The sequence below is a fragment of the Methanolobus sp. ZRKC4 genome (assembly GCF_045291305.1).
GTDB lineage: Archaea > Halobacteriota > Methanosarcinia > Methanosarcinales > Methanosarcinaceae > Methanolobus.
In genome coordinates this window covers 106,321-124,841 of record NZ_CP146983.1, presented here as the reverse complement: position 1 = coordinate 124,841, position 18,521 = coordinate 106,321, and the positions used below count along the sequence as shown (strand labels likewise).

Annotated in this window: 19 protein-coding genes and 1 pseudogene; 8 read left to right on the top strand and 12 right to left on the bottom strand. The window is 42.1% G+C overall.

Annotated elements, in window-relative coordinates; translation table 11 throughout:
- The first annotated feature begins 89 nt into the window (after positions 1-89).
- From thiC to V7O67_RS00660, 4 genes and pseudogenes are all read left to right on the top strand, one after another.
- Positions 90-1,379, top strand: a complete 1,290-nt coding sequence (gene thiC / locus V7O67_RS00675; protein ID WP_406670527.1) for a phosphomethylpyrimidine synthase ThiC — start codon at positions 90-92, stop codon at positions 1,377-1,379.
- 275 nt (positions 1,380-1,654) lie between these two features.
- Positions 1,655-2,844, top strand: a pseudogene (locus V7O67_RS00670) (iron-containing alcohol dehydrogenase).
- A complete protein-coding gene (locus V7O67_RS00665) occupies positions 2,831-3,985 on the top strand; it encodes a PAS domain S-box protein (RefSeq protein ID WP_406670525.1) in 1,155 nt (384 codons plus the stop codon). The pseudogene V7O67_RS00670 and the gene V7O67_RS00665 overlap by 14 nt, the downstream one beginning before the upstream one ends.
- Before the next feature lie 102 nt (positions 3,986-4,087).
- On the top strand, positions 4,088-4,867 hold the full coding sequence (locus V7O67_RS00660) for an S-adenosyl-l-methionine hydroxide adenosyltransferase family protein (protein WP_342303939.1): 780 nt from the start codon (positions 4,088-4,090) through the stop codon (positions 4,865-4,867).
- Positions 4,868-4,900: 33 nt separating this feature from the next.
- Here V7O67_RS00660 and V7O67_RS00655 read toward each other — a convergent pair whose 3' ends face one another.
- Complete coding sequence (locus V7O67_RS00655) at positions 4,901-5,521, bottom strand: cohesin domain-containing protein (protein WP_342303940.1); 621 nt, start codon at positions 5,519-5,521, stop codon at positions 4,901-4,903.
- Positions 5,522-5,798: 277 nt separating this feature from the next.
- Entirely contained in the window at positions 5,799-6,773 is a 975-nt protein-coding gene (locus V7O67_RS00650; protein WP_406670523.1) for a radical SAM protein, read from the bottom strand.
- 193 nt (positions 6,774-6,966) lie between these two features.
- On the opposite strand from V7O67_RS00650, the gene cbiM reads away from it, so the two are divergent.
- Positions 6,967-7,617: a cobalt transporter CbiM gene (gene cbiM, locus V7O67_RS00645; RefSeq protein WP_406670522.1), complete on the top strand. Its 651-nt coding sequence runs from the start codon at positions 6,967-6,969 to the stop codon at positions 7,615-7,617.
- Positions 7,618-7,619: 2 nt separating this feature from the next.
- A complete protein-coding gene (locus V7O67_RS00640) occupies positions 7,620-7,925 on the top strand; it encodes a PDGLE domain-containing protein (protein ID WP_406670520.1) in 306 nt (101 codons plus the stop codon).
- Between the two features lie 37 nt (positions 7,926-7,962).
- Here V7O67_RS00640 and cbiQ read toward each other — a convergent pair whose 3' ends face one another.
- The gene (cbiQ, locus tag V7O67_RS00635) at positions 7,963-8,769 is read right to left on the bottom strand and encodes a cobalt ECF transporter T component CbiQ (RefSeq protein ID WP_406670518.1); all 807 of its coding nucleotides are present in this window, start codon (positions 8,767-8,769) and stop codon (positions 7,963-7,965) included.
- Between the two features lie 12 nt (positions 8,770-8,781).
- Positions 8,782-9,627: an energy-coupling factor ABC transporter ATP-binding protein gene (locus V7O67_RS00630; RefSeq protein ID WP_406670516.1), complete on the bottom strand. Its 846-nt coding sequence runs from the start codon at positions 9,625-9,627 to the stop codon at positions 8,782-8,784.
- A 540-nt stretch (positions 9,628-10,167) separates the two neighbouring features.
- Between V7O67_RS00630 and V7O67_RS00625 the strand changes: the two genes are divergently transcribed.
- Both V7O67_RS00625 and V7O67_RS00620 read left to right on the top strand, forming a co-directional pair.
- Positions 10,168-11,499, top strand: a complete 1,332-nt coding sequence (locus tag V7O67_RS00625) for an ABC1 kinase family protein (RefSeq protein ID WP_406670514.1) — start codon at positions 10,168-10,170, stop codon at positions 11,497-11,499.
- 102 nt (positions 11,500-11,601) lie between these two features.
- On the top strand, positions 11,602-12,240 hold the full coding sequence (locus V7O67_RS00620) for a class I SAM-dependent methyltransferase (protein ID WP_342303947.1): 639 nt from the start codon (positions 11,602-11,604) through the stop codon (positions 12,238-12,240).
- A gap of 45 nt (positions 12,241-12,285) precedes the next feature.
- Here V7O67_RS00620 and rpl12p read toward each other — a convergent pair whose 3' ends face one another.
- The 8 genes from rpl12p to V7O67_RS00580 all read right to left on the bottom strand — a co-directional run bounded on the left by rpl12p (position 12,286) and on the right by V7O67_RS00580 (position 18,513).
- A complete protein-coding gene (rpl12p, locus tag V7O67_RS00615) occupies positions 12,286-12,600 on the bottom strand; it encodes a 50S ribosomal protein P1 (protein ID WP_406655703.1) in 315 nt (104 codons plus the stop codon).
- Between the two features lie 57 nt (positions 12,601-12,657).
- Positions 12,658-13,695 (bottom strand): 50S ribosomal protein L10, encoded by a 1,038-nt coding sequence (locus V7O67_RS00610; RefSeq protein WP_406670512.1) that lies wholly within the window; start codon positions 13,693-13,695, stop codon positions 12,658-12,660.
- Positions 13,696-14,337 (bottom strand): 50S ribosomal protein L1, encoded by a 642-nt coding sequence (locus V7O67_RS00605; protein ID WP_406655701.1) that lies wholly within the window; start codon positions 14,335-14,337, stop codon positions 13,696-13,698. It lies immediately after the preceding gene.
- 170 nt (positions 14,338-14,507) lie between these two features.
- Positions 14,508-14,993, bottom strand: coding sequence for a 50S ribosomal protein L11 (locus V7O67_RS00600; protein ID WP_406655700.1), 486 nt, complete (start codon positions 14,991-14,993; stop codon positions 14,508-14,510).
- Between the two features lie 40 nt (positions 14,994-15,033).
- Positions 15,034-15,501 (bottom strand): transcription elongation factor Spt5, encoded by a 468-nt coding sequence (locus tag V7O67_RS00595; RefSeq protein WP_406655699.1) that lies wholly within the window; start codon positions 15,499-15,501, stop codon positions 15,034-15,036.
- A gap of 2 nt (positions 15,502-15,503) precedes the next feature.
- Positions 15,504-15,686 (bottom strand): protein translocase SEC61 complex subunit gamma, encoded by a 183-nt coding sequence (locus V7O67_RS00590; RefSeq protein WP_406671400.1) that lies wholly within the window; start codon positions 15,684-15,686, stop codon positions 15,504-15,506.
- Between the two features lie 210 nt (positions 15,687-15,896).
- A complete protein-coding gene (ftsZ, locus tag V7O67_RS00585) occupies positions 15,897-17,006 on the bottom strand; it encodes a cell division protein FtsZ (protein ID WP_406655697.1) in 1,110 nt (369 codons plus the stop codon).
- Positions 17,007-17,061: 55 nt separating this feature from the next.
- Positions 17,062-18,513 (bottom strand): D-aminoacyl-tRNA deacylase, encoded by a 1,452-nt coding sequence (locus V7O67_RS00580; protein ID WP_406670511.1) that lies wholly within the window; start codon positions 18,511-18,513, stop codon positions 17,062-17,064.
- Between the last annotated feature and the right edge of the window lie 8 nt (positions 18,514-18,521).

Sequence of the window (18,521 nt, the reverse complement as noted above, 5' to 3'; positions counted from 1 at the left end):
AAACTTGACTTTATCTAAAGTTTGATTTTTGACAAGCCTTTTATACAATTTGATTCTTCTAAGGTACATCGAACACTGAGGTATAAACAATGACAATTGTAACAGATGCAAAAAATGGTAAGATCACAGAAGAGATGAAGATCGTTGCCGAGGCAGAAGGCAAAGATCCTGAATTTATCAGACGTGGAATTGCCGCAGGCAGAATTGTAATCCCCATGACCCCATACAGGGATATCAAAATCTGTGGTATGGGTGAAGGACTCAAGACAAAGGTCAATGCATCCATTGGTGCATCATCAGACATCGTTGATCTTGACATGGAAGTAAAGAAAGCAAAGGCTGCTGAAGCTGCTGGTGCAGACACACTTATGGAGCTCGGAACAGGTGGAGACTTCCTTGGAATCAGGAAAGCTGTCTGTGACGCAATCTCCCTGCCAGTAGGTTCAGTACCACTCTATCAGGCATTCATTACAGCAGCAAAGAGGGATGGTTCCATTGTCCACATGACCGAGGATGACCTCTGGTATGCAACCGAGGAGCAGGCAAAGCTCGGTACGAATTTCATGGCTATCCACACAGGCATCAACCAAATTGTCCTTGACAGATTGAAGGCACACGGCAGATACGGTGGTCTCTGTTCCCGTGGCGGTGCATTCATGAGCACATGGATGCTGCACAACGAGAAGGAAAACCCACTTTACGCAGACTTCGACTACCTCTGTGAGATTCTCAAGGAGCACGAAGTTACTCTTTCAACTGGTAACGGAATGCGAGCAGGTGCAGTTCACGACGCAACAGACAGGGCACAGGTTCAGGAGCTCATCATCAACTCAGAATGTGCACAGAAAGCACACGACAAATACGACCTTCAGGTTATCGTAGAAGGACCAGGTCACGTACCACTTGATCAGGTAGAGATGAACGTCAAGCTTATGAAGGCAATGAGTGGCGGAAAACCATTCTACATGCTTGGTCCACTCGTATCAGACATCGGTGCAGGCCGCGACCACATCGTAACAGCTATCGGTGCATCAGCTTCAGCAGCAGCAGGCTGTGACTTCCTCTGCTATGTAACACCAGCAGAACACCTTGCACTTCCAAACCTTGAAGATGTAGTTGAGGGTGTCAAGACCTCAAAGATTGCTGCTCACGTTGGTGACATGGTCAAGTACCCGGAAACAGCCCGTGAAGTTGACCTTGCAATGGGCAGGGCACGCAGAGATCTTGACTGGGAGAAGCAGTTCGGTCTTGCACTCGATCCGGAACTCGCAAGAAAGATAAGAACCGAGAGAGCTTCAGCAGACGAAGACGCATGTACCATGTGCGGTGACTTCTGCGCACTCAAAATCGTAAACCAGAACTACGATCTTTGTAAGTAATGCTTCCGGCATTACTTTCTCTCATTTTCTTTTTTTAGTTTCTCTATTTTTGAGTGGCAACCATTATTCCTAAGTGGTAACTTTAGTTTTTTTCTTTATTTCACAATAGAGTATTTCTGTGCTGTATTAAAAAAGAGAATTGTTTTGGCAAGACAATACTTTTATACTTTTATGTCGCAATATTTTACGGGGTATCATATGGTTTATAATGCACAAAGGATTCCTGGTGTACTGAGAAATGCTGGATAGCCACTTAATCAGGGGGATGTGGTAGCATGATCGAGACAAATGCCAAAAATGTGCACAATATAGCTCATGGGATTCTTCCAATCCGTAAATTCTTAGCACCTGAGATTATTTTCGGTGATGGTTCCCGAAATCTCATAAGCCAGTACGTTCTCAGTTTATCTGGCAGGAATGTATTTTTGGTCAGCGATCCTGGTATTTTTAGAGCTGGTTGGGCTGGGGAAGTAGCGGATAATCTGAAGTCAGCAGGCATAGATGTTGTGATCTATGACAAAGTTTCTCCAAATCCTCTGTCTGCGGAGGTTATGCGAGGGGCAGAGCTTTACATGGAGAAAGGTTGTGACCTTATCGTGGCTGTGGGTGGTGGTAGTTCTATGGATTGTGCAAGGCGATAGGTGCGGTTGCCTCTAATCGGTGCAGCGTTCTGGGGCTGGAAGGGGTAGACGAAGTAGCTCTGCCTGCTTCTCCTATAATATGCATTCCTACGACAGCCGGTTCTTCTGCCGATGTGTCTCAATTCGCTATAATCACTGATGAGCAGAAGAAACGCAAGTTCGCTATAATTAGCAAAACCATGTTGCCAGATCTTGCACTTATAGATCCTGAGACAACCATGACTATGAATCTAGAACTGACAGCTGCCACTGGATTGGATGCTCTTAGTCACGCTTTTGAGTCCTATGTTTCTAATGCCTCCTCTGCGATAACAGATATGTTTGCTTTAGAGGCTACTAAAATATTAGCGGAATATCTGCCAAAAGTGTATGATGATCCTGGAAATATCATGTTCAGGAATGAGGTCATGATGGGGAGTATGTATGCTGGCCTGGCATTTTCCAATGCTAGTCTGGGTTTAGTGCATGCTATGGCACATAGTCTGGGAGGTAACTTGGATTCTCCTCACGGTGAATGCAACGCCCAGCTTTTGGAACATGTAGTTGCTTTTAATTATTCTCACGCACCAGACAAATACAGGGCCCTTGAGGCTATTATTTCTGGTAAGAAACCATCAAATAAAAGTGGACCTGATGGCCTGATACTCGAACTAAGAAATATTAACGACCATCTGGGTATAAAGCCTGGATTATCAAATATGGGAGTGAAAGAGGAGGACATTAAGTGCCTCTGCGAGAATGCATTCCTTGATCCATGTCTGGCCACCAATCCTCGTTCCGCCACGATAAAGGACATAGAGGTACTTTACCATGGGGCTCTCTAAGGACGATAGTAGGCAGGATATTCTCCGAAAGAAAATCATCGGATTAGGTGATACCTCTCATCGGAAGAGTTATTATCCTCAGCTAAAGGAGCAGATTAGCGAGCTGAATCTGGCTATGCATGCATTGCAGGAGAGTGAGAACAAGTACCGCACCCTGGTAGAAAATGTCAACATCGGTATTATCAGAAGTGAACCATGGAAGCGCGGCCATATAATTCAGGCGAATCCGGTTTTTTGCGAGATGCTGGGTTTCAATGATGAAAATGAGCTCCTTACTATATATGCGACAGACATCTATCTTCATCCTGAGGACCGGCTTGAATTAATGAGGGAGCTGAGGCAGACAGGTAAGATAAAGGATCGCAAGGTGGTGTTCAAGGTCATGGACGGAACAACTATCTTATGTTCTCTAACTCTTTCGGCACAGTACGATTCCAAAGGCAACATGATTTTCATGGACGGTGTGGTTGAGGATATAACCGAGAAAGAGAAGAGGGCGGAAGCTCTCAAGCAGGCAAACAATAAACTCAATCTGCTTAGCTCCATCACCCGGCATGATATAATCAATCAGATAATGGTTCTGGAGGGATACCTGTACCTGATGATTGAACAAGTGAAGGATCCTGAAGAGTTAGGATTGCTACGGAGGATGAAGGAGAGTGTGAGGTCTATTGATAGGCATATTATGTTCACAAAAGATTACCAGGAGATTGGCATCCAGGCTCCTGGGTGGGTCAATCTCCGAAGTGTTCTGACCGAGGCTATAGTTCCACTGGATAAAACATTGGTAAATTTCCATATAGATGTAAGGGATTATTTGATTTTCACTGACCCACTGATAAGTAAAGTGTTCTATAATCTGGCTCACAATGTCATAAAGCACAGCAATGCCACCACCCTCACCATCACCACTGTTGAGGAAGAAGATCACTTATTGGTCGTATTTCAGGATAACGGTATTGGGATCGAAGAGAAGAGCAAATTGTTCAAGAAAGGCAGTTCTAGCTCAGGATACGGACTTTTCCTTTCTAAAGAGATTTTGTCTATAACTAGTATTGGAATCAGGGAGACTGGTATATCGGGTAACGGGGCGCGATTCGAGCTGTTTTTTTCTCGTGGACAGTACAAAAACCCGGTATGATGGAAAATTAATCGCAACCTGAATTTCTCGATGGTCTAAAAAAAGAGGTTGACTAGAATTTCCAGAGTATCTATTTATATCTAGGCTTACAAAATTAATCTTATGACAGTAATTACGCTTACAACTGACTTTGGATCTCTGTATCCTGCATCTATGAAAGGTGTTATACTCAGTATAATCCCTGATGTAACAATAGTTGATATTACTCACTCAATACCATCTGTTGATATCAGGGCGGGTGCATTTGCCCTGTATTCCGTTGTCCGGCATTTTCCCCATGGAACCATTCATGTTGCTGTTATCGACCCTGGTGTCGGTACTGAAAGAAAAGCTATAGTCGTACGTTCTGGTGGTCATTATTTAATAGGTCCGGATAATGGTGTTCTTATTCCCGCTGCATCTTTGCTTGGGGATATGGAGGTCTTTGAAATTAAGAATCAAGGGATTCTGGGGGATGTTTCTTCTACTTTCCACGGCAGGGATATTTTTGCCCCGGCGGCCGCACATATCTCCCGAGGAATGGACCTTCAGGACATTGGTCAGAGCACAGATGAATATGTTGATCTTGATTTCTCAGGCTATGTAATACAAAAGGATTTCATTGAGGCAAAAGTGATATATGTCGATAAATTTGGCAATATAGTTACTAATATTCCCGGGGAAGAGATTCATAAAAATGTACCGCATGGAAGTATCCTGTCGATTTCAGGACGACAGATGCCATTTTTGAGTACTTATGGTGAGGTGCCAAAAGGAAGAGTACTATCGCTTATAGGAAGTCACGGATTTTTCGAGATAGCAGTAAATCAGGGAAGTGCTTCAAAATTACTACATTTGAGCAATGGAAATGAAATAAAGATAGGGGTCCTGAATAACCCTTGATTTCTCTAAACTCCTATTGTCCAGTACTTAGTTTTATTTTCTCTTTACAAAATAGAGGCACATTATTGCACATACAAGAGGTATCAGTGTGTTCTGTCCTGATTGCTGACTCTGTGAAGTTTCTTCATTAACATCCTCAACTTCCACATCACCGACGTTCACCTTTGCATTGTTAACAGTCACTTCCAGGCTGTCTCCGGCTGAATTGGTGATCACAACGTTATTTATCTCTATAACTGCGATTCCGGAATTGTTTTTTGAAGCGAGCGTGATATTCAAAAAAGTTCCTGATTCAAGTGACATGTCATCTCCCATTATAACAGAATATATGCCGGTGACAGTTCCAAGTTCATTGTCAATATTCCCTTTTGAGAATATTGTATTCTTTCCACCTTGCTTGAAAAAATTTCCTTCAGTGATGGATGTTATATTAATAAGTGAAGGCTCATATGAAAGTTCAAGTTCTACTCCTGATACGTTGGTATCGGGTTCTATTATTATTGCAATTGTAAAACTTTCATTCTCTTCAACATTGATTTGTGCCGGTGAAAACCCTACATTTATTTCGGCACCTGCAAGTCCTGTGAAGGATATGACAATCAATGCGAATAAAGAAATAGTTGAAAATATGCTGCAGTTCTTATCACTCGTCATGTTACACCACCTTTTATATTATTCATGGCGTTATTATATTAAAAGAATTGTCGTAACTATTCAGCCTGATAAAAACGCTATCAATAACAATCTTGACAAAAAGTTGAAACGTAAATTTCATTAGGATCATTTATTTTGATTGTTGCTATTGATTGCTTTTTTGATTGTTAGATTGTTAGTGAGCAGACATCTCTATTTCGATGAAATCAGTACCAATAGGCAAATCGTGCCAGGCTGAATAGTTACGAATTGTCTATCAATTTAATTAATTCAAATATTACATCCATTCATAATGTTGTGCCACTTCCAGATCAAAATTATACATGAGACTGTTTTCAACATAGCCGAAGAAAAGGCATTTCTGGCAATTGCGTGCAGTGTCCTTTCTGAGTTTTTTTGTACTTTCCCATACATTTCCAATACCTTCACTTATATGGCCTATGGGACTTCGGTGGACTCTGCAATTTTCAATGCTTCCATCGGCTGTAACGTCCAGTATGATGTCATTGGCATGACAGGTAAATTCAGTCTTCAGATCCCTTACCATTTTCAGGTATGTGTAGGAATTAATGATTGGATAACCCTCTTTTTTCATTTCGATGATTCTGTCAACTACCGTGCGATACTTTTGCATGTCCCTTATGCCAAGCTTTTCCCATGTGTCATTCCCGATCCCTCCGAATTCGTAAAGTGGTTCAAAGGATATTTTTACATCCAGTTCTCTTGTGAGTTGGATTAGTTCTTCTATGTCGTCGAGATTTTTCCCGCTGATGACACAGTTCAGGAGCAGGGAATTTTTCATGCTCTCCTTTGCCTTGACAATGCCCGGGAGAATCCTGTCAAATTCCATGCCTCTTATCTCCCTGTAACTTGATATGCCGTCCACTGAGACTGAAAGATAGTCAAGGTTCTGAAGCTCATCTACCCTCTTTTCCAGTAGTAGTCCGTTGGTTATTAGTGAGGTTATCATTCCCAGGTCTTTAGCATGTGCAAGTATTTCAGGGAGATCTTCTCTGAGTAGTGGCTCAACAGTCCATGCATTGTAAGCAAGTATTCCAAAGGCTCTTGCTTCTTCAAGTAGTCTGAATACGTCTTCGAGTTCCATTTGTGACCCGCTTTCTTTCCAGTATTCGCAGAAACTGCATTTCATGTTGCATCTGGAATTGATTGCGTGTGAGAGAACAAAAGGTCTTCTTTTTACCCGCATCTGCCAGAGGGCCTTTGCGGCAATTACAGGTGAGAATGTGTTCATGATGTTATCATCCGTTTTACTTGTCTTATCACTTTCTCTTTTATATATCTTGGTTTTGTAAATTTATAGTTGTGTAATACTATTTTCCTGGATATTAGTTCATTAAGTATATATAGCTCTTATTACGTATCCATTAGTGTTACTAAATTCAATAATTTTCATAACACGAATTATAACATTATGAGGAACTAGAATGCATATACCAGATTCATTTATGCCTCTAAGTCAGGCAATAATTTATTGGGTCATCGCCCTTCCCTTTATATTTATGTCCGTTAAATGGGCACGAAAAGAACTTGACGATACAAAAGTACCGATTCTGGCAGCCCTCGCCGCCGGAATATTTGCAATACAGGCATTGAACATTCCTATTGGTATGGGTACCAGTGGCCATATGGTCGGAGCAGTCCTTGTAGCTATTATCTTTGGTAGCCCTATGGCAGGTGTTCTTGTGCTCACCCTTGTCCTGCTTGTTCAGGGTTTTGTTTTTGCTGACGGTGGAATCACTGTAATGGGTGCAAATATCCTGAATATGGGCGTTATCTCAGGATTCGCAGGATACTACACATTCGTGGCTTTAAAGAATAAGGCAGGAATAAAAGGCGCATCCTTTATCGGTGCATGGTTCGGATTGTTCATGTCTTCAATTGTATGTGCGGTTCAACTATCTGTTGCAGGTACTTTTCCTCTGGTGGCAGGACTTGCAGCAATGGGAACTTTTCATCTGATAATAGGGTTCGTAGGCGAAGGTCTTATCACTGCTATAGTTATAACGGCAATACAGAAATCAAGGCCCGACCTGCTGGACTCATCTGTTACAGGTACTAATGGGGTGGGGGTATGAATATGAGTGTCAGCAAAGGTATTAATATGAAGTTCCTTTACGCAGGAATAGCCATTGCATTGCTGATATCTGTTCTTGCTCCTTTCCTTGCATCTTCTGATCCGGATGGTCTTGAAAGTGCAGCAATGGGTGTGATCGATGAAGCAAAAATGACTGCCATTGAAGAGATGGCTCCTGTATTTGAATCTCCAATGCCTGACTATGCTATTGAAGGTCAGGGCAAGATGGGAGAAGTGCTTGCTGTTGTGATAGGCACTCTTCTTGTGCTGGGAATCAGTTTTGCACTTGGAAAAGTTGCAAAGAAATAAATTCTCCTTCCCTTTTTTTCTTTCATCTATTTTTACTTCAGGCTACAAAAGCCAGTAGTAATGTCCCTACAGTTATTACAAAGAATAGAATATCTGTAGCTTTTATCTTGTTCTTATGCACATAGACTTTGTTTACACTGGAATAGCCTCTGCATAACATACTGGTGTATGTTCGCTCTCCTTGTTCATAAGAACGGATGAACAACGAGCTAATGGTATATCCTACCTGCTCAAGTATCCACCTGCGTGGTGCATTTTTGTTCCAGATGTCAAAAAGGCGGGTCTTTTGGGCTGTTCTGATGCGTTTGAGCATTATCCAGAATACAAATAGGTACCTGACCATCATTGTCAGCAGAAGTGTGAATTCCCTGGGAATTCCAAGACGTCTGGCGGATACGACCATGTCATTCATCTTCATTGTGGATGAAAGAAGTACGATGGAAGTCACGCAGACGGTGTACTTTGCAAGGAGCACCGCACCAAAAAATATCCCTTCATATGTCAGGGTAATTCCAAGTGGTAGATAAATTGGATATACTGTAAAAGTTTCAATGAATGGCTGCCTGACAAATGGCTGTATAATAACAATCGTAAGTCCAAAAGGCAATATGGAAAGGAATCTCATGATAGTATATGCAGGATTAAGTCTTGCGATTAGCATTAGTGAAATCAGGTAAAGCTCAAGAATCGCAAGTTTCATGAAATTTCCTTCGTCTATACGCGGAAGGCTTACAGCAAAGACTATTATCGCTATCGTTGCAAGTATCTTGATCCTGCCGTCAAGCCTGTGGACAGGACTGTTCTTATAGGATTCTCTTTCGATGTCAGTAAGTGTGATCTCCATGGGCAGACCTTTTTAGTTATTATTTTCTACCAATCGTATGATCTCATTCCTGGCATCCATGGGTGTTATCTTTATGTCTGCATCCAGACCAGATTCCTGCAGGAGCTCGAAAAGTTCTGCAATTCGTGGCATCCTGAGATGTGCATTTTCCAGAATATCATGTTTTTTGAATATTTCCCTGGCAGTCCCCTCTGCTTCGATCTTTCCGTGATGTATAACATAGACTCTGTCAGCGAAAAGTGGCACAATGTCTACATCATGCGTGGAAAGTATTACAGTAATCCCAAGTTCCCTGTTCATTTTCTCTATTACACTGATTACCTGATTGGCTGTCAGAGGGTCCAGTCCGGCAGTGGGTTCGTCAAGTACGACTACCTGAGGTCGCATGGCAAGTATACCGGCGATGGCAACGAGTTTTTTCTGCCCCCCGCTAAGGTGATGAGGTGAACGTTCCTCAAAACCGGACATATGTACAAGTTCAAGAGCTTCAGCAACCCTGCTTTCAACTACATTTTCCGACAGACCCATATTCATTGGTCCGAAGGCGACATCCTGTTCAACTGTGGGAGCCAGTATCTGGTCATCGGGATTCTGGAAAACAATTCCCACTGTCTGCCTAACATCTCTTATGTTTTTTCTGGAGATCTCCTGTCCATTAACAAAAACCTGTCCTGAGCTTGGTTTGATTATGCCGTTCAGGTGTTTGAATAGTGTTGATTTTCCAGCACCATTTGCTCCTAGGAGTGCTATTTTCTCTCCGGGATAAATTTTGAGGCTGACATTGTCAAGAGCTCTTGTTTTGCTGCTTGCATAAAAATAGGATACTCCTTTTAGCTGGACGATAGGTTTTTCGGTCATTATAGTCACACGCTGAATTTACAACCGGCCAAAAAGCCTGTTTTTGACAGGGAGAGTTTTTATTTTACATAAGGATGCTATTATAAATAGTTGTTTAGTGTTACCAAACCCACATATTTTTTTATTTCATGAAATTTGCTGATTTTTTGGAATGCTAAATCATCTTGCTTCTTAGTGAAAAGAAGTAATATTTAAATGACACCAATCTATATCTAGTAACAGGACAAATAATAAAATGATGTTCAAAAAACTCCGCAGGTACCTTATTATTTTTCGTGTTTTTTTGAAATACAATCTTTTCAGTCTCGTATACTCAGAAGTCAATAATTATTATGTTTCCAATAAGCGCAACCTCTGTGTGCTGGATGTCAAGAATAGGAAAAAAGCCAAAAATTTAAGGATGGCTCTGGAAGAACTTGGCCCGACATTTATCAAGTTGGGGCAAATTTTGAGCAAAAGACCTGATATCGTCTCTCCGGTATCTATATCGAGGAACTTGGGAACCTTCAGGACAATGTCAATCCACTTGAATTCGATGTGATGAAAGTGGCATTTGAAGGGTTCAGGTGTAATATTGGGGAGACTGAACAATCTGAAGGTCTTGAAAAGTCCGATTTCGATGTACTTGAGATATTCGATGAATTCAACACCAAACCATTGGCATGTGCTTCAATTGCCCAGGTCTATGAAGCTGTGCTTGACGGAAAGAAAGTTGCTGTAAAGATAACACGACCTAATCTTATAAACACTATCAACCTTGACCTTGCTATACTCGATGACCTGAAATCTATTATTGTAAAAGCCATTGGTCTTGGAAACAATTTTGATATTGATGCTTTCCTTTTTGAGTTCAGAGACCTCCTGAACAGGGAAATTGATCTCAGGAATGAAGCCAGGAACATTAAGCGTTTCAGAGATAATTTTGAGGATATTAAGGACGTGCATGTCCCTGCTGTCTATGATGAATATTCCAATGAAGGTGTGCTGGTCATGGATTACATGGAAGGCATTCCTGTCAGGAAACTTCCACAAACGTCTGCTGAAAAAAGTAAGTGGTATGCAAAGATTATCAGCCAGAGCTACCTGAAGCAGGTCTATCTTGATGGCTTCTATCATGCCGATCCTCACAGTTCTAACATCCTCATTCGGGAAGACGGCATTGCCTACATTGATTTTGGGGCTGTAGGAACTCTTGATGATGAACTACGTCGCAATATGCTTAACCTATTTTATGGCATCTATAAGAAAAAAGTGGACATAGTTTTTGAGGCATTCCTGAAGATATCTGGAACCTACAAGGAAGATATCGATGTGCGTCGCTTCAAGATAGATCTTGATGATATCATTTCGAAGCAGAATTATTCCGTAGGAGAGAGGCAAAGTGATAACTATGCGACGCTTGGTTTGAAGTACAACCTCTCACTTCCCAGTGAGTTCTCGACCCTGGAGAGAGCATTAATACTCATCGAAGCCAACTGCTTTGAACTTGATCCGAAGTTCAACCTGCTGGAAAATGCAAAACCAGTTATCACAAGGGTTTTGATGAAACGCTATTCACCCTTTGAGGCATTTGAATACCTGCAACTTGAAGGAGATAGGTATCTGGAGATAGTGAAGAACCTTCCTGAGGGTGTAAATGACGTTATTGAAACTATCAGGGGTTACCGGATAGAAAGGCTTGAAAAGAAGACTGATGAAATAAGGAAGTACAGAACTATAGATTCCATTACAAAGTACATTTTTCTGTTGGCTATCTTGCTTTCGTCCTCATATCTGGCTGTAAATGGTGAAGGTTATCTGCCAACGATGGGTATCATAGGTTTCATCAGTGCAATCTTCCTTTTTGGAGTAATGTTTCTGAAGAGGTCTTAGAATGGGTTTAATGGCAGTTTGTTCACCTGATTTTTGACTATTAACAGTCATTTTTGGAAAAAAGACGTATGTTGCAGTTAATAATATCTTAAATCGGGGGGTTTGGAGATAAATCATAAAAAAGGAAATAATTTCGGTTGGTTCTTTGGGGGCAGACATTATGATTTTTTTGCGACAATTCTTGGTTTTGGACATTATTATTATAAACAAGTAGCGTCTGCTCTTCCTTTGAAGAATGGAATGTCTGTACTTGATTTGGGATGTGGGACAGAATCAGTGGGAATTGCAATTTCAGAACTTATGGGTGGAGATATAGAGATGCATGGTCTGGACCTTTCCAGTGTTCAGTTAGGGTATGCAACTGATAAGGGGGAGGACGCAGGTATACCTTTGAATCTCTATAAGGGTTCTATGGATCTGCTGCCATTCACAAATGGGGTATTTGATATTGTTGTAACATCAGTGGCGTTTTGTGAAACTACATCTGAAGTGCGCAAGGGTGCTATCAAGGAAGTATCTCGTGTATTGAAGAACAATGCTTATTTTGCGATAGTGGATTGTGCAAAACCGCTGGTTGGGTTGGATACTGTAATGATGCTTCCTTTTTTCATGTTTAAGGAAAATGCGGATAGCTGGAATAATCATTACCCTGACATTTGCAGGGACAATAATCTGATTCTTGAAAAAGATGTATACTTAAAATCTTATGTCAAGTGCCAGCTTTTCAGAAAAGCTGATTAAAAAAAGAATGTTTGTCCGCCGAACTGGCGGACAGGAAATTTATTCTTATCCGAAGAGTGCTCCGAGGCCGGCCATTCCGTCCTCTTCTGCTTCTTCCTCAGCTTCTTCTTCTGCAGCTGCCTCTTCCTCGGCAGGTGCTGCTTCTGCTGCTGCTGCAGGTGCGCCTGCTGCTGCTGGTGCTGCAACTGCTGCGGTTGCCATTGCCTCTTCGATGTCTACATCTTCAAGAGCTGCAACGAGTGCCTTGGCACGTGCGTCGTTAACTTCTATACCTGCTGCCTGAAGTACGGCAACAATTGCTTCTTCTGTAATGTCTTTACCAGCTTTGTGCAATAAAAGTGCTGCATATATGTATTCCATGTGAAATCACCTTTTGTTTATCAATGTAATTTATGTGTAAATGTCTAAAACTTATTCTTATCCGAAGAGTGCTCCAAGGCCGGCCATTCCGTCCTCTTCTGACTCCTCTTTTTCTTCTTCCTTCTCTTCAGCTGCTTCCTCTTCTTCAACAGCTTCGGATACTTCTGCTGTCACAGCAGCAGCTGTAGCCCTTGCGCCAAGAGCCTCTTTCAGTTCATCGTCAACAGCTTCTTCATCATTGGCAGATGCTGCTGATGCAACTGAAAGCATCTGGGACTGTGCCTTTCCAAGCAATGCGTCGATTACTCCTGGTTCCAGAACAACTGCATTGACACCGAGGTTGCGTGATTCTGTTGTTGCCTTTGCAATGAGTGTCTTTATATTGTCTGAGGTTGGGTACGCTGCAAACACTGACAGGTTGAATGCCTGCTGAGTTGCCAGAACGATATCTGAGAAGTACTTGCTCTCATCGATTGCCAGTACATCTGGTGTGAAAACAGATCCAGCTTCCATAACTGCCCTGAGATCAAGACCAACTTCTACAGGGTAGATTTCAAGCCTTGTGAGCATAGATGCAAGTTTCTGTGAAACGACTTCTCCTGCTTTTGCAACGACTTTTGTCTCCCTGACAACTACTTTTCCACCGTCGATCGCTGCAGGTATTCCTACGCTTTGCAGATCACCCAGTATTGGTCCGGGTGGGAAGCTTGTTGGCCCTTCCTCGACAACAATATCATTGGGTGCGATTGCTCCACCTTTGATCGGGGATGGGCTTTTACTCTGCTCTAACGTCTTATAAAGCTTGAAAGGATTGTTCTCGGTGAACACCAGAGCGGTCTGGACATCGATGTATTCATCCATCTTTTTGATGTCATCGTCTGATTCGTCAAATGCTCTTTTAATGAGAGTGTTCCTTGCCACCTTTAAAACAGCTGTTCCCTGAAGACCTCTTCTCATCTTCTGGAGCTGCTTTGCCGGAATTCCGCCGATACCTACTACTCCGAGCAGGGGATAGTTGTTTATGAGCTCCTTTATGTCCTCAACTTCTTTTTTCTTCCATTGAGGTACATGCTCTGTGTGGTGAACTTCTTCCATTTACATCACCTTCACGGACTTACCCATAGTAGTCGTAACATAGATCGATTTTATGTTGTGCTTTCCCTTTTCGAGAGATTGCTCGACCCTATTCAAAACAGTCTCGACATTATCTGCCAGTTTGTTGACTTCCATGTCCTTGCGTCCGACTGCTACGTGGAAAGTGAGCTTATCTTTGGATCTTATCCTGATAGAGCTCCTTGCATTGTTCACAAGATCTGCAACGTTCTTGCCAGGTGGCAGAGGCGTTGGCATTTTACCTCTCGGGCCCAAAATAGCACCCAGGTTCTTACCTATCTGGGCCATGTACTGGACCTCTGCAATGAAGAAGTCGCATTCATTGGCAATGCTTCTGGCACGTGCTTTGTCTGAACCCAGTTCAGAAAGGTCTTCTTCTCCGAAGACATACTCGACACCTGCTTCCTTTGCCTGGAGGCTTACTTCTCCTTTTGCAAAAACAGCAATCCGGAGGTCTTTTCCAAGGCCATGTGGCAATAGAATTTCCTCATCGACACGATTTTTAGGTTGACTCATGTCAAGATTCTTTAAGTTAATTGCCAGGTCTACGCTTTCTGCGAATTTACGCTCCGAAGATTCCTGAAATAACTCGTTAATTGCATCTATTATATTTTGTTCTGCCATTCTTTACCTCCCGTAGTTTGAACATAATGTTCAGGCAGGACCATTTCGGTCTACTACGGCTTTTTTAGAGTCTTAGATCTTAGAGATCTTTACTCTCTCTCTGATAGTGGGCACACCAATAATATGTATTTATTTTAAACTTATCGGTTAAAGCTGAATCTCGCCTGGAATTACCAAGCTTCATTTGCAAGCACTTCGTCAAATTTGCCTTCATCTATCTCTTTCTGGCATTCTCTTGCATCCATTCCTTCAGCAGTTACACCCATTGGCACGCATGCTCCAAGGACTTCTTTTACGGCTGCCTTCAATGTATAGGCAAGAATGTCGTCCTTTTTCATACGGGCTATCTTCGCAGCCTGTGGTAATTTTAGATCGCCTACGACTTCTGTGCCGGCAAGGCCGGACCCCTTCTGGATACCAACTTCCTGAAGGATCAGTGCTGCGGTAGGGGGAGTACCGACTTCTATCTCGAAGTTTTTGTTCGAATCAACTATTACTTTGACAGGGACCTGCATCCCATTGAAATCTTTTGTTTTCTCATTGATCTTATCGATCACGTCTTTGACGTTAATCCCGAGGGGGCCAAGAGCCGGACCAAGTGGTGGTCCGGGATTTGCCTTTCCTCCAGGCACCAGTGCTTCAACAACATCTGCCATTTGACTATCACCGTTGGATTTTAATTATTGATAAAATGTATCAGGAATTTTCCTCTTCCTCTTTCCTGAGGACTCTTACAGTATCACCACGAATAGTTATAGGTATCGGTACGACTGCATCAAAGAGTTCCACTGTAATTTCTTCATGACCTTCATCCACTCTTTTTACACGTGCCCTTTCTCCCTTGAAAGGTCCGGATGTTACTTCGATTATTGCACCCTCTGTGATGCCTGTAACAGTTGGTTTTGGTGTAAGGAAATGGGATATTTCTTCGATGCTTGATTTTCCTTTCACTACTGCCCTTGCATGTGGAACTGTCTGGATTGCCTGTTCCACCTCTCCGGGGTCTGGGGCTTCAATAAGAACGTACCCTTTTAGTTCGTCAGGTGCAATTATTGCCCTGATGTCCAGATGATCTTTCCGTGCAACTAAGGTAATCAGATTTGCAACAGAACGTTCCTGATTTGCAGTGGTTTTTACAACAAATATTGCAGACTCTTCGACCATACTCACACCAATTGTGGTATCTCTACCAGCAATACATATATAAGGAATCCGACAAACCCGATTGCAAGAATTCCAAGTCCTGCGACCTTGGCAATCATCTGGAATTCCTCGCGTGAAGGTTTCTTTGTCAGTTTGAGAACCCTGAGATATGTCTTCAAGGATTGGTTTATGCTAGTGCTATTGATTTTACTTAGATCAAATAAATCTTCTGCCAAAGTTCTTCACAACCGGTTATGATCGATAATATACCTGTGTATATTTTATGTTAACTATATCATAGCTTATTGTCTGCTATATATAGCGCTATTCACACTACGTCTTTAATAAAATACCTTTCGATTGGATTACACTAATATGTAACCCAACCAAGAGGTATTTGTTAAAAAAAAGGGGTTCTACTTTACGAAATCAATTCCGTATCTTCTGGTCACGTTCTTCGCGCCGCCGTGGCCGTATATCTGTGGAGATTTTACACCTGTAACAACAATCATTGTGCGCACTGTCTGCTCAAGTGAATTGTCGATCTGTGCTCCCCAGATGAGTCTTGCGTCAGGGTCAATTCGACTGTACACTTCCTGTACAACACTCTCTGCTTCTGCAATTGTCATGTCAGGTCCACCGACAACATTTACAAGAGCTGAAGTTGCACCCGAAATATCAACATCGAGTAATGGACTGCGAAGTGCTTTTTGTACTGATTCAACAGCTTTCATCTCGCCATCGGCTTCACCAAGCCCGATCATGGCGACACCACCGTTCTGCATTACTGTTCTCACATCTGCAAAGTCAAGGTTTACAAGACCTGGTTTTGTAATAAGCTCCGTAATACCCTTAACAGCTCTCATCAGTACCTCGTCGGATACCTTAAAGGCTGCCTGAAGTGGAAGTCTTGGAACTACTTCAAGAAGCTTGTCGTTGGGCACAACAATAACAGTGTCAGCTACTTCTCTCAGCCTTTCAAGTCCTGCTTCTGCATTTGTGCGTCGGACATGTCCTTCAACACCGAATGGAAGTGTCACGACAGCAATTGTCAATGCGCCCGCATCTCTTGCAGCTTCGGCAACCACCGGTGCAGATCCTGTTCCGGTTCCTCCGCCCAAGCCTGCAGTAATGAACACCATGTCACTGCCGGTTACGGCATCTGCAATATCATCTACGCTTTCAAGGGCTGCATCTTCTCCTATTTGTGGAAGGCTGCCTGCACCAAGTCCTCTTGTCTTTTTCTTTCCGATGAGTATCTTCCTGTCGGCGCTAATATCCAGAAGATGTTGTGCATCGGTGTTAAGGGCAATAAGCTCAGCACCCTTTATTCCTTCGTCTGCCATTCTCTGGGTACTGTTGGATCCGCCGCCGCCGCAACCGATTACTTTAATATTGGTTTGCAACTCACGTAACAGGTCTTCAAGCTCGGCATTGATTTCTTTATGGTCAGGATTTGCAGCCGAACTACGAAGATGTGACTCCTGTTCAGATCTCGCCAGTGCCTCTTCTACTATGGATTTCATCTTTTTTCCCTCAAGTGAAAATCGTATGTTGGATTACAGGTATGATCATTTATGTTTAATTGGACAGTAGGATCTTCTTAGTTTTCCTTATGTGTACCATTTCTGGCTCGATCGTCCTTCCTTCCACAACAACAGACTTCCCATTTGCCAGTTCTCCCAACATTGGTCCTGGGGAGATGCCAAATTCTTTTGCTGCTTTTGGATCGAATTTATTACTTATAATGTATAGTATATTCTCATCAAGAATATATTTAACTTCATAATGCTCTTTTAGTATTTTAATGCATTCATTTATGACGTTCTGCATAGCAGTTTCAGTGTCTTCACCCATTCCCAGTATGTAATTTGATATCGTCCCGTTCTTCATCTCAATATAGATGGGGGCATACTGATTAAACGCACATATTGTTTTATCCCTGTCAGCTTTGATAGTTTCCTTGAGAAGTTCTTCATTGATCATACATGTGGATAGTTCTATATCCTCCTCATTTTCGATGGATGCATATATGCTTTCAAATGCTTCTATGGGGGAATCAGTGATTTTCAATTTTCCTTCTGGGCATAGTTCATCACACATCTTTTTGATCTTGGTGAAAAGCTTCCATGGGATTCCTTTTATTTCTCTTATTTCACTTTCTCTTAAGTGGACGTATCCAAGTTCTTCTACGATTTTGTAAAGTCGTTCTCTTTCCTTGGAACTCATGGATTTCCTGTCAAAATAAACGAAATTTGCTTTTGATTTTTCATAGGCCTGCAAAACCATACTTTTGTCTACATGGGGTAGTTGGTAATCTGGAAAATTATGCCCAAATGTTACTTCTGTTTCCAATATGAGCTCTGTTTGTCTTGAAGCATAGTGTCCTCCTCCAAAACCAATGGCAACAGGTACTTCTTCTGATCGTGCTTTCATTATGGCTTTTGCAATGATATCTCCTGCAACCGGGTCTGGCCATTGTTCTTCTCCACTACCAATCTCTACGTATACCATTGGCGTTTTCATGTCAGTTGGGCCATGATGGGTTGACTCCATGTTGATAGAATAATGTGTGTTTTTTGCCATTCGTTCCATGTTCTTTAGCACGGATCGCATAATTTGAGTTGCAGGAATTGACAGTTCCCGTGGTCTTCCTCCAAAAGATGCGTCGTTTGAGTTTCCTGTGAAATGTGCTGTAAGTACTGACCTTCCATCATTGCTCTTATGCTTTGAGGCTACTATTATTAAGTCGGTTTCAAACCCAAAACATTTCATTTTTTCATCTATTCTATCCTGATAGATATGATGTTCTTTTATCTCGATAATTCTATATTTTGGATTTTCATATACTGATTCAAGATTTTCCCACTTATCTGGGAGTTCATCGACTTGTTTCCATTGTTCGTTCTGGAGCAAATGTTCCTTTATATTCTGGCTGGCCCTGTCTACAACTGAGCAAAGTATATTGATCTTTTTACCTGTCATGCTTTCATCATCTGATTTTCTGGCGTACTTTTCTTTTTTCCATTCCACTATATATC